13 protein-coding genes, 1 other RNA gene and 1 riboswitch are annotated in these 13,869 nt (G+C 69.5%); of the genes, 11 read left to right on the forward strand and 3 right to left on the reverse strand.

Annotation, left to right across the window (positions count from 1 at the left end; all coding sequences use genetic code 11):
* Positions 1 to 4 precede the first annotated feature (4 nt).
* Both ACSZL9_RS11900 and ACSZL9_RS11905 read left to right on the forward strand, forming a co-directional pair.
* Complete coding sequence (locus tag ACSZL9_RS11900) at positions 5 to 1,132, forward strand: bifunctional RNase H/acid phosphatase (RefSeq protein WP_446665704.1); 1,128 nt, start codon at positions 5 to 7, stop codon at positions 1,130 to 1,132.
* Positions 1,133 to 1,264: 132 nt separating this feature from the next.
* Positions 1,265 to 2,443 (forward strand): O-succinylhomoserine sulfhydrylase, encoded by a 1,179-nt coding sequence (locus ACSZL9_RS11905; RefSeq protein ID WP_446665705.1) that lies wholly within the window; start codon positions 1,265 to 1,267, stop codon positions 2,441 to 2,443.
* 21 nt (positions 2,444 to 2,464) lie between these two features.
* Here ACSZL9_RS11905 and ACSZL9_RS11910 read toward each other — a convergent pair whose 3' ends face one another.
* A complete protein-coding gene (locus ACSZL9_RS11910; protein ID WP_446665706.1) occupies positions 2,465 to 3,037 on the reverse strand; it encodes a hypothetical protein in 573 nt (190 codons plus the stop codon).
* Between the two features lie 218 nt (positions 3,038 to 3,255).
* Between ACSZL9_RS11910 and ACSZL9_RS11915 the strand changes: the two genes are divergently transcribed.
* The 5 genes from ACSZL9_RS11915 to thiD all read left to right on the forward strand — a co-directional run bounded on the left by ACSZL9_RS11915 (position 3,256) and on the right by thiD (position 8,774).
* Positions 3,256 to 5,733 carry a tetratricopeptide repeat protein gene (locus ACSZL9_RS11915; protein WP_446665707.1) on the forward strand — a complete coding sequence of 826 codons (2,478 nt, stop codon included), beginning with the start codon at positions 3,256 to 3,258 and terminating at the stop codon, positions 5,731 to 5,733.
* Positions 5,698 to 5,810, forward strand: a riboswitch (TPP riboswitch). Its footprint overlaps the gene before it by 36 nt.
* Complete coding sequence (tenA, locus tag ACSZL9_RS11920) at positions 5,805 to 6,479, forward strand: thiaminase II (RefSeq protein WP_446665708.1); 675 nt, start codon at positions 5,805 to 5,807, stop codon at positions 6,477 to 6,479. Its footprint overlaps the riboswitch before it by 6 nt.
* Positions 6,476 to 7,279, forward strand: coding sequence for a hydroxyethylthiazole kinase (thiM, locus tag ACSZL9_RS11925; RefSeq protein WP_446665709.1), 804 nt, complete (start codon positions 6,476 to 6,478; stop codon positions 7,277 to 7,279). Before tenA ends, thiM begins: the two co-directional genes overlap by 4 nt.
* Positions 7,276 to 7,947, forward strand: coding sequence for a thiamine phosphate synthase (thiE, locus tag ACSZL9_RS11930; RefSeq protein ID WP_446665710.1), 672 nt, complete (start codon positions 7,276 to 7,278; stop codon positions 7,945 to 7,947). The genes thiM and thiE overlap by 4 nt, the downstream gene beginning before the upstream one ends.
* Positions 7,944 to 8,774 (forward strand): bifunctional hydroxymethylpyrimidine kinase/phosphomethylpyrimidine kinase, encoded by an 831-nt coding sequence (gene thiD, locus ACSZL9_RS11935; RefSeq protein ID WP_446665711.1) that lies wholly within the window; start codon positions 7,944 to 7,946, stop codon positions 8,772 to 8,774. Before thiE ends, thiD begins: the two co-directional genes overlap by 4 nt.
* On the opposite strand, the gene ACSZL9_RS11940 is transcribed toward thiD, so the two are convergent.
* Together ACSZL9_RS11940 and ACSZL9_RS11945 are read right to left on the reverse strand one after the other, a co-directional pair.
* Entirely contained in the window at positions 8,765 to 9,853 is a 1,089-nt protein-coding gene (locus ACSZL9_RS11940; protein ID WP_446665712.1) for an SLC13 family permease, read from the reverse strand. The two genes, thiD and ACSZL9_RS11940, sit on opposite strands and share 10 nt — an antisense overlap.
* Positions 9,854 to 9,869: 16 nt before the next feature.
* The gene (locus ACSZL9_RS11945; RefSeq protein ID WP_446665713.1) at positions 9,870 to 10,613 is read right to left on the reverse strand and encodes a YaaA family protein; all 744 of its coding nucleotides are present in this window, start codon (positions 10,611 to 10,613) and stop codon (positions 9,870 to 9,872) included.
* A gap of 77 nt (positions 10,614 to 10,690) precedes the next feature.
* Here ACSZL9_RS11945 and ACSZL9_RS11950 point away from each other — a divergent pair, with 77 nt between their 5' ends.
* The 4 genes from ACSZL9_RS11950 (at position 10,691) to rnpB (ending at position 13,860) form a co-directional block, all read left to right on the forward strand.
* Positions 10,691 to 12,130 carry an RNB domain-containing ribonuclease gene (locus ACSZL9_RS11950; protein ID WP_446665714.1) on the forward strand — a complete coding sequence of 480 codons (1,440 nt, stop codon included), beginning with the start codon at positions 10,691 to 10,693 and terminating at the stop codon, positions 12,128 to 12,130.
* A 54-nt stretch (positions 12,131 to 12,184) separates the two neighbouring features.
* Complete coding sequence (locus ACSZL9_RS11955; protein WP_446665715.1) at positions 12,185 to 12,892, forward strand: YwaF family protein; 708 nt, start codon at positions 12,185 to 12,187, stop codon at positions 12,890 to 12,892.
* Positions 12,889 to 13,404: a histidine phosphatase family protein gene (locus ACSZL9_RS11960; protein WP_446665716.1), complete on the forward strand. Its 516-nt coding sequence runs from the start codon at positions 12,889 to 12,891 to the stop codon at positions 13,402 to 13,404. Before ACSZL9_RS11955 ends, ACSZL9_RS11960 begins: the two co-directional genes overlap by 4 nt.
* A gap of 82 nt (positions 13,405 to 13,486) precedes the next feature.
* An RNA gene (gene rnpB / locus ACSZL9_RS11965) (RNase P RNA component class A) lies at positions 13,487 to 13,860 on the forward strand.
* The last annotated feature ends 9 nt before the right edge of the window (positions 13,861 to 13,869 follow it).

The following is a 13,869-nucleotide window of genomic DNA, read 5'->3' on the forward strand; positions in this document are numbered from 1 at the left end:
CGGGATGGGTCGTTCGCTGATCGTCGAGGCCGACGGAGGTTCTCGAGGCAACCCCGGTGTCGCCGGGTATGGCGCGCTGGTGCGCGATGCGCAGGACCGGTCACTGCTGGCCGAACGGGCCGCGCCGCTGGGGAAAGCCAGCAACAACGTCGCCGAGTACCAGGGCCTGATCGCCGGACTCCGGGCTGCCCAGCAGATCGACACCGCCGCGGAGATCACCGTGCGGATGGACTCCCGCCTGGTGATCGAGCAGATGGCCGGCCGCTGGAAGATCAAGCACGAGGACATGCGCCGGCTCGCGAGCGAGGCCCAGGAGATCATCCGGGAGTTGCGGGCATCGGGCGGCGCGGTCGTGGAGTGGACCTGGATCCCGCGCGCCCAGAACAAGGCGGCCGACAAGCTGTCCAACGACGGCATGGACGGCAAGACTGTGCAGCGCGACCTGTGGCGTGACGAATCCGACTGCGCGGCAAGTAAATCCGAGCAGCCGCCGATCCAGGCGCCGCCGACCCGCACGGTGCAGACCCGACTGATCCTGCTGCGGCACGGCGTGACGGACTTCACCGCCGGAGGCCGCCTGGACGGGCGCGGCGGTGCTGACCGGGAGTTGAACGCCGACGGCCTGGCACAGGCCGACAAGGCGGCGAAGGCACTGGGCGAGTTGATCACCGGACCGGTGTCGGTGGTCACCTCGTCGCTGGCTCGTGCACGGCAGACCGGTGGTGCGGCAGCCCGGGTCCTGGGAGTGCAACCGGAGGTCGACGACGGGTGGGACGAGCAGGCGTTCGGTGTCTGGGACAGTCTGAGCTTCGGTGAGATCGGCGAGCGGTTCCCCGGCGACCCGGTCCGGATGCGACAGGAGGAGGACTTCCGCGTCGAGGGGGGTGAGACGCACCGGGAGCTGGTCGAGCGCGTCAACGCCGCGCGCGAGCGTGCTGTCGAGCGCGGCGGCACGGTGGTGGTGGCCACCCACCGGATGCCCATCCTGGTGGTGCTGCGCTCCCTGCTCGGATTGAGCCTGGGCCACGCGTGGCTGCTCGCCGCGGATCCGGCGTCGCTGACTCAGATCGACGTCTACGGCGACGGCAACGCCAGCGTCGCCTACACCAACGACACACACCACCTGCGCTGAGTCTTCTGCTCCAGCTCCTCGCACGACAAACGGAGGGCGTCAACGAACGAGTTCGTCGACGCCCTCCGTTTGTCGTGGTCGTAGACCGGACGGGCGGGTCGCGGCGCGTGCCGGTGTGGAAAGCTGCGCTGCATGAGCGAGCACGAAGACTGGTCCCCTGACACGGTCGCCGTCCGTGGCGGTCTGCACCGCAGCGGTTTCGAGGAGACCTCCGAGGCGCTCTACCTCACCTCGGGCTTCGTCTACGAGTCGGCCCAGGCCGCGGAGGCGGCGTTCACCGGGGATGCCGACCGGTTCGTCTACAGCCGCTACGGCAACCCCACGGTCGCGGTCTTCGAGGACCGTTTGCGCCGACTGGAGGGCGCGGAGGCTTGCTACGCAACCGGATCCGGCATGGGAGCAGTCTTCACCGCCCTGGCTGCGTTGCTGGGTGCGGGGGACCGGGTCGTGGCCGCGCGCGGCCTGTTCGGATCGTGTTTCGTCATACTCGATGAGATCCTGCCGCGGTGGGGCGTCAAGACGGTCTTCGTCGACGGTCCGGACAACGAGCAGTGGGCCGCAGCACTCGCGGAGCCGACCAAGGCAGTCTTCTTCGAGACGCCGAGCAACCCGATGCAGGAGTTGGTCGACATCGACTTCGTCACCGAGCGTGCGCATGCCGCCGGCGCGAAGGTCGTCGTGGACAACGTCTTCGGCACGCCCGTCTTCTCGCAGCCGTTACGGCACGGCGCCGACATCGTGGTCTACTCGGCGACCAAGCACATCGACGGCCAGGGTCGGGTGCTCGGCGGGGCGATCCTCGGCCCGGACGACTACATCCACGGTCCTGTCGAGAACCTCCTGCGGCATACCGGCCCATCGATGTCCGCCTTCAACGCGTGGGTGCTGTTGAAGGGTCTGGAGACCATGCGGCTGCGGGTGCAGGCGCAGTCTCGCAGTGCGCTGCAGATCGCCCGAGCGCTGCAGGGCCATCCGGCGGTCCGGCGGGTCTGGTATCCCTTCCTGGAGTCACACGCGCAGCACGAGCTGGCCCGACGGCAGATGAGCGGCGGCGGCACGGTCGTGACGTTCGAGCTGGACGGCGGCAAGGACGAGGCGTTCGCGTTCATGAATTCCCTTGACATCGTTGATATCTCGAACAACCTCGGCGACTCCAAGTCGCTGATCACGCACCCGGCGACGACCACCCACCGGCGCATGGGTCCCGAGGCACGGGCGGTCGTCGGCATCACCGACGGCGTGCTGCGGCTCTCGGTCGGGCTCGAGGACGTCGACGATCTGATGCAGGACGTCACGCGAGCCTTGGGCTGACCCGCTCGCCGGCCGGGACGGTTACGAGATCGTGACCGCCCCCTGGGAGTTGTTGCCCTCGGCACCGGCGGGGTAGGTCAGGGTCGCCACCACGGGCACCGTGCAGGGGGTGTCACCCTGACCAGGTAGGCCGGAGACGGTGTAGAGGAAGTTCACCTTCGTCACGAACAGGTCCGGCTCGCCGAGCCCGCCCATGACCAGGATCAGCTTGTCCGAGCACACCCCGGAGTCGGAGAAGGAGTCGAGTCCCGTGTGCACCAGCGCCGGCTTCTTCGTGCCGGTCGCGCCGTTCTGCTCGTAGTGCGTGACCACGTCGGCAGCGGCCGTCTCCACGCCGTAGTCCGACCCGAAGCCGCAGCCCGCGCTCGCAAACGTGAGATTGATGTCGAGATACCACGACGCGCCACCGTTCCACGCGCCGAAGGAGTCGAACCCGGTGCTGCTCAGCCAGCTGCCGACCGGCCCCGCGAACGTCCCGGGACACGCCTGGTTCCCCGTCGACGCCGATGCTGCGGGAGCAGCGCCGGCAACTGCGAGCACCGGCACGGTCCAGGCTGCCGTCCTGGCCACCTGTCGCCTCGTCGGATTCGTCATACTGCCTTCCCCTCCCGTTGATCTGCTGCCGCCTCGGTGGGCGGACGCGGCCACTCGTACCGCGACGTTCTCAGCGCCGCGGAGCTCGGCACAACCAAACCCGAGCCAACCCGAACGAACCCGAACACCCCGGCGGATACGGCTGTTTCGCGTCAGATGCCGGGTCAGGCGCAGTAGCCTGACGGTGCCCGACACCGCCGACCGGAACCTCTGACGACATGGCCCGTGAAACCCCGCATCCGGTCGCGTCGGATCCTCCGCCCGGTCCGGGGCCGATCGACGGGCTCGACAGTCTGACCGCCGCGCTGCGTGAGTTGCGGGTGTGGGCCGGTAGCCCGTCATACACCTGGATCGCACGCGAGGTCGGCGTGATCCGGGGTCGCCGCGGAGCGGCACGCGTGGGTGCGGCGCCGGGCCGGGTCACCGTCTACGACTGCTTCAGAGACGGCCGGCAACGCATCGACACCGACCTCGTCGTCGACATCGCCGAGGCGCTGGGAGCAGGGATCGAAGGCCGCACCCTGTGGCGACTCGCAGCGCGCAGCGCCATGCGTCCCGCGGGGCGGATCACCTCGCAGGTGGCAGCGCTGCCGCAGAGGACACGACCCTTCGCCGGCCGCGCTGAGGAGCTCGCGAGGCTGACGGCGCCGGACGCGCCGCGGGTGCACGTGTTGCACGGATTGTCCGGAGTGGGGAAGTCGGCGCTGGCGGTCACGGCCGCCCATGAGCTGCTGGAGGCAGGGCTGGTCGACACGGCGGTCCGCGTCGTGCTCGGCTCGGGGGAGGGAGATCTCGACCCGTTCGACGCCATCGTCAGTGTGCTGCGGACGCTGGACCCGCACGGCACCGTGCCGAGCACACCGGCCGGTCGGCGTGCGGCCTACCTGCGGCTGCTCAGCTCGAGGTCGACAGCGCTGGTGCTGGACGACGTCGATCGTCCCGAGGACGTCGAGCTGCTGCTGCCGATCGACAGCACGACTCGCGTGCTGATCACCAGCAGGTGGGTGCTGGAGTGGCCGATCGGGGTCGAAGACATCGAGCTGGACGGACTGGACGCTGCGTCGTGCGCAAGGTTGCTCTCACTCACGGCCGGGCGGCGGCTCGCTGTCGACGATCAGGCCGCGGTAGACCTGCAACAGGCCTCGGACGGGTTGCCGCTCGCGGTGAGTCTGATCGGTGCGCGTGCCGCACGGCAGACGACGTGGACGGCCGGGCAACACGTGCAGGCATATCGCGACCGGTTGACCTCCCTGCAGCTCGAGGACGGGGTGGCGGGCGCCCTCACCATCACTTACGACGGGTTGCGTGACGACGAGCGCCGTGCACTGCGGTTGCTCTCACTGCATCCGGCGCTCGAGACGGGGCTCGGCGCCGCGGCAGCGCTCCTCGGTCGGTCAACCGGCGCGACATACACCGTGCTGGTCGCGTTGGAACGCTCGCACCTGCTGCGTCGCACCGCCGAAAACCGTTGGGAGATGCACTCATTGGTGCAGGTCTTCGGTCAGCGCGCCGCACTGCACGAAGAGCTCACTGAGGACCGTGCGGCAGCATCCCGCAGAGTGCTGGACTTCTACTGTGCCAAGTGTGCGTCCGCGATCATCGTGCCGAACCCCTCGGCGGCCGGCGACCTGAGTTGGTTGCCGGAGGCGCCCGCGCGGTGGGGTGCGGAGGACGCCGTGCACTGGTTGGAGACGGAGCGGACGACGCTGCTCGCAGCGGCCGACCAGGCCTTCGGGCAGGGTCACCACACCCACTTCCTGCGGTTGGCGACCATGCTCTCGTGGCACCTGTGGAACCGCGGCGACATGAACACTGCAATGTCGTTGCAACGCGTGGCCGCGTCCACGGCAGCAGTGCTGGGTGACTCCGTGGCCGAGGCCACAGCGGAGCGCCATTTGGGTATGACCTACGTGCGCAGCAGCCGTCCGGCGCAGGCACGTGCCCACCTGGAGCGTGCCGTCGCACTCTTGCGCGACGATCGGCACGGACACCTGCCGGCCGCGCTGAACTCGCTCGCGGTCTGCTCGCTCATCACCGGCGACTACGAGCAGGCGATCCGCGAACTCGACCAGGTGAACGAGCTTGCCGTGGGCGCCGGCGACGCCGACCTGCGGTCGCGTGCGTTGGCCAATCTCGGGGTGGCACACACGCGGCTGGGGCACATGGACGAAGCGGTCGCCGCGTTGGAAGGTGCGGCCCGGCTCGCTGCTGAGCACCACTGGCCGGACAGGGAGCGGATCTCACTGTCGAACCTGGCGGACATCTTCGCGCAGTCCGACGACCCACAGGTCCTGCATCGCGCGGTGCGCACCGCTGAGGCCGCCATCACCCAGGCACAGTCGTTCGGGGATGAGATCGGAGTCCTCTACAGCCGGTCCAACCTGGCGATCGCACTGCACCGACTCGGCGACACCGCCCAGGCGTTCGCGCTGACCCACCGGGTCCGGGAGCAGGCGGAGCGGCTGGAGGTCCCGGAGCTGCTCGCTTCAGTCCTGAACAACCTCGCGCAGATGCATCAGCGGGACGGGCGGCCGGACCAGGCACGCTCGTGGTTCCGGCGTGCACTCGAGGTTGCCCGTGCCCGGGACGCGGCGTTCGAGGTGGAGCGTGCCGAACATGGTCTGGCCGCGCTCGGTGGTGACGCTCACGCTACGGTGGTGTCGACAACCCGCGGGAGCTCGGAAGGACCGGGCTGAGAGGGCGACAGGATCGTCGCCGACCGCTAACACCTGAGCCGGACAATGCCGGCGGAGGAAGGGGCATTTCGATGTCGACGACGTCATACACCTGGTGGCCGGTGCTCGGAGCACCGATGGAGGACGGCCTCAAGCGCGTCCTCGCGCACGATTTCCTGAGTGGACTGGCAGCGGGCACCCTGCCGCGAGAAGCGTTCGGATACTTCATCATTCAGGACACGCTCTACCTCGGCGAATACGCGCGAGCACTCTCCCTGCTGGCGGCCAAGGCACCCGTCGATGCGGTCGGCACGCTTGCCTCGCACGCCGGGACCGCAGTCGCCACCGAGCTCGGCCTGCACCCGCAGCTGCTCGAACAGGCCGGCCTCGACCCGCAGCTGCTGCACAGCACGCCGAAGTCGCCGGCGACCACCGCCTACACCAGCTATCTGCTGTCGGTCTGTGCGCAGCGGCCCTTCCACGAGGGCCTGGCAGCCGTGCTGCCCTGCTATTGGATCTACCAGCAGGTCGGCGACGCGCTGGTCGAGAACGGCTCAGCGGACCCGGTCTACGCACAGTGGATCGAGTCGTATGCCGCACCCGGCTTCAACCAGAGCGTTGCGGAGATGCTGCAGGTGATCGACAGCACGGCACGTGGCCTCTCCGATGACCAGCTCGCTGACATGGCACGGCACGTGGAGGTCGCCACCCGCTACGAGTGGATGTTCTGGGACGCCGCGGTGCGTGACGAACGGTGGCCCTGGTGAGCGGACAGGTGACCGACCCGCTGCGTCCGTCCGAGGTCGTGGACCTGCTGGCGCAGCTCCGCGACCGCGGGCCGCTCGTGCAGTGCATCACCAACTCGGTGGTCACGGGCTTCACCGCGAACGTGCTGCTCGCACTCGGCGCAGCACCGGCGATGGTCGACAACCTCGAAGAGGCAACGGTTTTCGCCGGTGTCGCAGATGCCGTGCTACTCAACGTCGGGACGATCACACCGCCCGTCGGCGAGACGATGCTGGCCACCGCCGAGGCCGCGCGTGCCGCAGGCACGCCGTGGGTGCTCGACCCGGTCGCCGTCGGTGGGTTGCCGCTGCGGGATCGCGTCGCCGCGGCACTCGTGCCGCTGGCACCGAGCGTCATACGCGCAAACGCCTCGGAGGTCATCAGTCTCGCGGGCCTGGACGGCGGCGGCCGGGGAGTCGACAGCACTGCCGGCGCCGAGGCCGCACTGGAGCCCGCACGCGCACTGTGTGAGCGCACCGGCGGTGTTGTCGCCGTGAGCGGCCCGGTCGATCACATCGTGTCCGCGACGGGCGTGCGCACGATCTCCAACGGCACGCCGATGATGACCAAGGTGACCGGCGTCGGCTGTGCGCTCGGTGCGATGACGGCTGCGTTCACCGCCTGTGCGCCGGCCGCCGACGCGGCGTTCGCGGCGACAGCGGTCTGGACGATCGCGGCCGAGGTGGCCGCCGAGCGGTCCGCAGGACCGGGGTCGTTCGCGGTCGAGATCCTGGATGCGCTGCACGGCCTCGGCGCCGAGCAGTTGGCGAGGTTGCGGTGACGACCTCGTCCTCGCCGTCCCCCTCGAGACTCGACCCGGCCGCACTGCGGCTCTACCTGGTGACCGATCGCGCACTGTGCGGGCAGCGCGGTGTCGTCGAGACCGTGCGACAGGCCGTGGCCGGCGGGGCCACGATCGTGCAGCTGCGCGATCACGACGCCACGACGCGCGAGTTGTATGACGTGGCAACGCAATTACGAGCTGTGACCGCCGAGGCCGGTGTGCCGTTCGTTGTGGACGATCGGCTCGACGTCGCACTCGCGGCGGGCGCGGACGGCGTGCATCTCGGTCAGTCCGACCTGCTCCCGGTGCATGCGCGCCGGATCGCCGGACCGGACTTCGTCATCGGTCACTCGGTGTCGTCGCTCGACGAGATCGTGGCCGTGGCGGACTGGCCGGCGAACACGGTCGACTACGTCGGTGTCGGTCCGGTCTTCGCGACCTCGACCAAGCCGAACGCCGCGGCACCGCTGGGGATCGACGGGGTGCGTGATGTGCTCCAGCGTTGCGAGCTGCCGGCGGTCGCGATCGGCGGCATCAAGGAGACGCACGTCGCACCGCTGAGGGCTGCCGGAGCAGACGGCGTCGCCGTCGTCTCGGCAGTCTGTGCAGCCGCCGATCCTGCGGCGGCTGTGCGAAAACTATTGGCAGCAGGGGAGATCCGATGACGACAGACCACCCGACAGCATTGACCATCGCCGGCACGGACCCGAGCGGCGGCGCGGGCATCAGCGCGGACCTGAAGGCGTTCTCGGCGCTCGGCGCCTTCGGGACGGCCGTCATCACGGCAGTCGTCACGCAGAACACTCAGGGCGTCGCCGCGGTGCATCAACTCGACGGGGAGACCGTCGCCGGACAGCTGACCAACCTGCTGGACGACGTGCACGTCGACGCGGTCAAGATCGGCATGCTCGGCACCGCCGAGGTCATCGACGCGGTCGCAGCGGTGCTGCACGAGCGGCGACCGGCCCCGGTGGTGCTCGACCCGGTGATGGTCGCCAAGAGCGGGCATCGCCTGCTGGCCCCAGATGCGGTGACGGCGTTGCGTGACCGGTTGCTGCCGGAGGTGGACCTGGTCACTCCCAACATCCCGGAGGCGGCCGATCTGCTCGGCCAGCCCGAGGCGAGCAGCGTGTGCGACATGGCGAAGCAACTACGCGCCCTGGCGCAGCTGTGCCCCGGTGTGTTGCTCAAGGGCGGACACCTCGACGGTGAGGACAGCACCGACCTGCTGCTCGTCGACGGGCGGACGATCGAGCTGGACGCGCCGCGTGTGGTCACGCGCAACACCCACGGCACCGGTTGCACCCTGTCGGCGGCGATCGCAGCATTGCGGCCGCAGAGAGAGTCCTGGGCGGACGCGGTCCGCGACGCCAAGGACTACCTGACCGGTGCGTTGCGTGCGGCCGACGAGCTGTCGATCGGCAGCGGGCACGGACCGGTCCACCACTTCTGGGACACCTGGTCGCGCGACGACGTGGCAGCTCAGAGCTGACCGAGGGTGATGGTCGCGGCGGCGACCGTCACTACCGCCACCACGAAGGCCTCGATCGTGAAACGCCGCAACGGGATCCGCAGACGCGCACGACGACACCGGCCGAGCCACAGCAGTGTTGCGAGCGAGCCCCAGACGGTCACGATCGGTCCGGCGTTCACACCGATCAGCAGCGCCATCAGCCGGTGTGCGGAGTCGCTGACCGCCGGCTCCGCGGCCAGGTAGGCAGGCAGGTTGTTGATCAGGTTGCCGCCGACCGCGCCGAGCCCGGAGACACGCAGCAGGTCCGGTGTCGTCGTGCCGGTGCCAACCAGATGTCTGATGACGGTGTTGAGGCCGTGCGTGCGCAGGAGATCGACGACCACGAACAGCACCGCGACGCCGGCGACCATCCGCCACGGCAGCGCGATGGTCCGCAGCGCTGAGCGTTGCCGCACAGCGAGCGTCGTCAGGAGCAGTAACGCTCCCGCAGCCGCCGGTATGGCGGGGGTGATGCCGGTGAGGAAGATCGGGCCCAGCAACAGGCAGACCGCCGCGGAGACGCGCAGCAGGATGACGTCCTGCGGTTGCGGCATCGTCGGGACGGTGTAGCGGCCGCGCAACTGGCGGTGGTGGAACACCGCGATGACGACCGTTGTGGTGGCCATCGCCACCAGAGCGGGTGCCCACGAGACCTGCAGGTATGCCGAAAGGCCGCCCCAGCGGTCGAATTCGTGCAGTGCGAGCAGGTTGCTCAGGTTGGACACCGGCAGCACCAACGACGCGGTGTTGGCCAACCACACCGTGGTGAAGGCGAACGGCAACGCAGGCAGTTGCGCCTGGCGAGCGGTGGTGATCACCACCGGAGTGAGCAGGACCGCTGTCGTGTCCAGGCTGAGGACCGTCGTCGCCACGCAGGACAGCAGCACCACGATCAGCCAGAGGGCCGGTGTGCGGCCCCTCGCCATACGAGCTGCCCAGTGACCGGCGACGTCGAAAACGCCTGCGTGGTCGGCGATCTCGGCGACCACGGTGATGCAGACCAGGAAGGCCAGGACGGGACCGACGTGGTCCGCGAGAGCGGCGAGGGATCCGGTCAAGAATCGCCTCGGTTCATCAGGCGGTCACCGACAGCTCCCAGGGTGTGCCGGCGCGGCGCGGCTCGTGCAGCTCGACCTCGAATCCCTCGCCGACGACGTCGCGCAGCGCCGCCGGGGTGCGCGGCGAAGCACCGGCCACCGCCAAGTGGCGGGCGACCAGACCACGGGTGTGTTTCGCGTTGTGCGTCGCACCCGGCACGTGGATGCGCACCCAGCGCTTGGCCGTCGGACCGGTCGGTGTCCATGCGGCGGCGTAGGTGCTGGAGCGGCAGTCGACCACGACCCCGTTGCCGGCGAGCTCGGTCATCGGTGCCGCGAGTTCGGCACGCCAGTAGGACGCGAGCGGCCCGACACCGGGCAGGTTGGTGCCCATCGACAGGCGGTAGGGCGGCACCTTGTCGGCGAGTCGCAGGGCGCCGAAGAGCGCCGACTGCACCACGATCCACCGTCGCGCCCGACGCGGCGCCGCGCTGTCGAGCGTGGGCAGGTCGAGGGCGTCATACAGGACACCGGTGTAGAGCGCGGACACCAGCTGAGCCGGCGCAGTGCGCAGCTGTCGATTGCGTGCGACGTCCGCCGCGAGACTGGCCCCGACACCGAGGACGTCCAGTGCGTCCGGTCGCGCGCTGACCTCCGCCAGCACGTCGATCAGCTTGTCGCGCGCGGGGGTGAGCTCCGGCAGAGCGAGGCGGTCCAGATCGAGTGTGTTGCCGCGTGTCCGGGGTGTCTTGGTCTCCGAGGGCGGCAGCAGGATGAGCACCCGCACAGGCTACGACGCGAGGCCGGCACACCGCAGATCGGACCGGCGCAGCCCATGCACTGCTTATTGTGGGGCGCATGAATCTACGGCACCTGATCGCACCGACAGCGGACTCGAAGGCCGGAGCGGAGGCCGGGCCGCTGGAGCGTGCCTTCGAGGCGCTGCGCGAGCAGCTCGACCTGTCGCTGGACTACCCGCCGGAGGCGCTCGCAGAAGCAAAGCAGGCGGTGGGTGCGGTCAGCCTGCCGGAGCGGGACGAGACGGCGGTGCCGTTCTTCACCATCGACCCGGTCGGGTCGATGGACCTCGACCAGGCGATGTGCCTGGAGCGTGATGGTGACGGCTACCGGGTGCGCTACGCGATCGCGGACGTGCCGGCGTATGTCGCTCCCGGCGGCGCGCTCGACGCCGAGACGCGCCAGCGCGGTCAGACGATCTACCTACCGGACGCGCGGGTCCCGTTGCACCCGAAGGTGCTCAGCGAGGACGCGGTCAGCCTGCTGGCAGACCAGGAGCGTGCGGCATACGTCTGGGACATCCGGTTGTCCTCGCTCGGTGAGACCACGACGAGTGAGGTCTACCGCGCGCGGGTCAAGAGCACCGCCCGGCTGGACTACGAGCACGTGCAGCAGCAGATCGACGGCGGCTCGGCGGACGACGGATTGAAGCTGCTGAAGGAGATCGGCGAGCTGCGAATCGCGTTGGAGGCCAAGCGTGGTGGCGCCAACCTGCCGATGCCGGAGCAGGAGGTCAGCGCGTCCGAGGACGGCACCTATCAGCTGACGTTCCGGCCGCAGCTTCCGGCGGAGGAGTGGAACGCGCAGATCTCTCTGCTGACCGGCATGGCGGCCGCCGAGCTGATGCTGCAGGCCGAGGTCGGCATCCTGCGCACCATGCCCGCCCCGGAGCAGAAGGCGATCGACACGCTGCGCCGCCAGGCGAAGGCGTTGGGGGTGCAGTGGCCGGGTGATCAGCAGTACGGCGATTTCATCCGCGGCCTCGACCGGTCCGACCCGAAGCAACTTGCGCTGATCCACGACGCCACGAGCCTCTTCCGGGGTGCCGGTTACACGGCGTTCGACGGCCAGCAGCCGGAGGAGAAGATCCAGGCCGCAGTCGCGGCGCCATACGCACACGTGACGGCGCCGCTGCGCCGGCTGGCCGACCGATTCGGACTGGTCATCTGCGAAGCAGCCAGCCAGGGCGGCGAGGTGCCCGACTGGGCGCGCGAGGCGTTGCCGACGCTGGCGGACATCATGCGCTCCACCGACCAGCAGGCCAGTCAGGCCGAGCACGCCTGCACCGATGCCGTCGAGGCCGCGGTCCTCGCGCACCGGGTGGGCGAGACGTTCGCGGCATACGTCGTGGACACCGACGACAAGGGCATCAAGGTGCAACTGACCGACCTGGCCATCACTGCGAAGGCCGCCGGCACCGCCGACGCCGGATCCGAGGTGCAGGTCAAGCTCACCGAAGCCAGCATCGAGGAGCACCGAGTCCGTTTCGAACTGGTCTAGCCGGCGGCTCGCGCAGCGGGCCGGGCTGCGCGGGCAGGTCGGCATACTTGGGGCATGAACACGGCAGCGACCGGGTTCGTCGTGCTCGGCCCGCAGCATCGGCTGGTGCTGCTCGTCTTCGCGGCGGGGTGCGTCGCGCTGCTGCTGCTCGGGGCTCGACTGCGTCGACGGCCGGCGTTGCAGGCGCGGGTCATGCGCGTGGCCGGCGCGGTGATTCTCCTCGTCTGCACCCCGTTCGAGGCGTATGACGTGTTCCTCGGCGTGCAGCACCCGCGCAGCGGACTCCCGGTGCAGATCTGCGACTTCGCCTGGCTGGTCGCGGGAGTGGCATTGCTGACCCGCGGCTATCGGAGTCTCGCGCTGCTCTACTTCTGGGGGCTCACGCTCAGTCTGCAGGGCGTGCTCACCCCGGAGCTGGGCCATGTGTTCCCGGACTGGCAGTTCTTCGGCTTCTTCGTGCGGCACATCGCGCCCGTGTGGGCGGCGGTCTACCTGGTCGGCGCTCGGCTCGGACCGACCTGGCGGGACTACCGATTCGCCGTCGTGGCGACTGGCGTGTGGGTGGTGCTGGTCATGAGTCTCAACGCCGTCATCGGGAGCAACTACGGCTACTTGAACGGCAAGCCGCGGGCCTGGTCGCTGCTCGATCTGCTCGGACCGTGGCCGTGGTATGTGCTGCTCGAGATCGCGGTGGTCGCGGGTGGCTGGGCGCTGATGACCTGGCCGTGGAACAGGTCTCGCCGGCGTAGCGTAGCTGCATGACGAAGCGGGTGATCCTCGTGCGGCACGCTGCGCCGCGGGTGGATCCGGTTCGTGCGGCACAGGATTGGCAGCTCAGCGAGGAGGGGCTCGCCGCTGCTTCCGGGCTGCGGGGGCGGCTCCCGGACGATGCGACGCTCGCGGCCAGCGACGAGCCGAAGGCGGGCGCGACCTTGCGTGCGGCGACGGATGCCGACTTCGTCGTCGACGCGCGGTTCGGGGAGGTGCGTCGTCCGGTCGAGCCGATCAGCGACGACTTCCGGGCTGTGCGCAGAGCATGGGTCAGCGGGCTGCCGACTGCTCGGCACCGCGGGTGGGAGACGCCGGGTGCCGCTGCGGCCCGATTCGCCGACGGGCTGGACGAGCTGGGCGGTGAGGTCGTGGTGGTTGCGACCCACGGCATGGTCCTGACCGCCTGGCTGGTGAGTGTCGGCCACCTGGTTGCAGGTGCGGCGGCTGCCGACTTCTGGTCGCAGCTCGCGCTGCCGGATCTGATCGAGGTCGACCTGCGGTGATAGCGCGGCACCATGTCAGACGTGAGCTATGGCTCCCACTTGGCATGGGCGGCAGTCCGGCACGGATAGGATGTCCCGCGGATGAGTCGGCCGGGCGGTCGCGGCCCGAGCAATCGGGGCGAGGAAAGTCCGGACTCCGAAGGGCAAGGTGGTGGCTAACGGCCACCCGGGGTGACCCGCGGGACAGTGCCACAGAAAACAGACCGCCTCCGGTTCGCCGGCGGTAAGGGTGAAACGGTGGTGTAAGAGACCACCAGCACGCCAGGTGACTGGCGTGGCTGGGTAAACCCCACCTGGAGCAAGATCAGACAGCGTGTGTTCGAGGGCGGCCCGTCCGAGCACGCGGGTAGATCGCTGGAGGCCACCGGCAACGGTGGTCCTAGATGGATGATCGCCACGTGTCCGTCGCTTGCGGCGGGCGCCATACAAAATCCGGCTTACAGGCCGGCTCATCCCCTCAACGTC

Source organism: Flexivirga sp. B27 (assembly GCF_052905685.1).

Excerpts from the sequence above, each read along its gene's own strand:
- ACSZL9_RS11900 (WP_446665704.1), top strand. The coding sequence starts at position 5 with ATGGGTCGTTCGCTGATCGTCGAGGCCGACGGAGGTTCTCGAGGCAAC.
- ACSZL9_RS11905 (WP_446665705.1), top strand. The coding sequence starts at position 1,265 with ATGAGCGAGCACGAAGACTGGTCCCCTGACACGGTCGCCGTCCGTGGC.
- ACSZL9_RS11910 (WP_446665706.1), bottom strand. The coding sequence starts at position 3,037 with ATGACGAATCCGACGAGGCGACAGGTGGCCAGGACGGCAGCCTGGACC.
- ACSZL9_RS11915 (WP_446665707.1), top strand. The coding sequence starts at position 3,256 with ATGGCCCGTGAAACCCCGCATCCGGTCGCGTCGGATCCTCCGCCCGGT.
- tenA (WP_446665708.1), top strand. The coding sequence starts at position 5,805 with ATGTCGACGACGTCATACACCTGGTGGCCGGTGCTCGGAGCACCGATG.
- thiD (WP_446665711.1), top strand. The coding sequence starts at position 7,944 with ATGACGACAGACCACCCGACAGCATTGACCATCGCCGGCACGGACCCG.
- ACSZL9_RS11950 (WP_446665714.1), top strand. The coding sequence starts at position 10,691 with ATGAATCTACGGCACCTGATCGCACCGACAGCGGACTCGAAGGCCGGA.
- ACSZL9_RS11955 (WP_446665715.1), top strand. The coding sequence starts at position 12,185 with ATGAACACGGCAGCGACCGGGTTCGTCGTGCTCGGCCCGCAGCATCGG.
- ACSZL9_RS11960 (WP_446665716.1), top strand. The coding sequence starts at position 12,889 with ATGACGAAGCGGGTGATCCTCGTGCGGCACGCTGCGCCGCGGGTGGAT.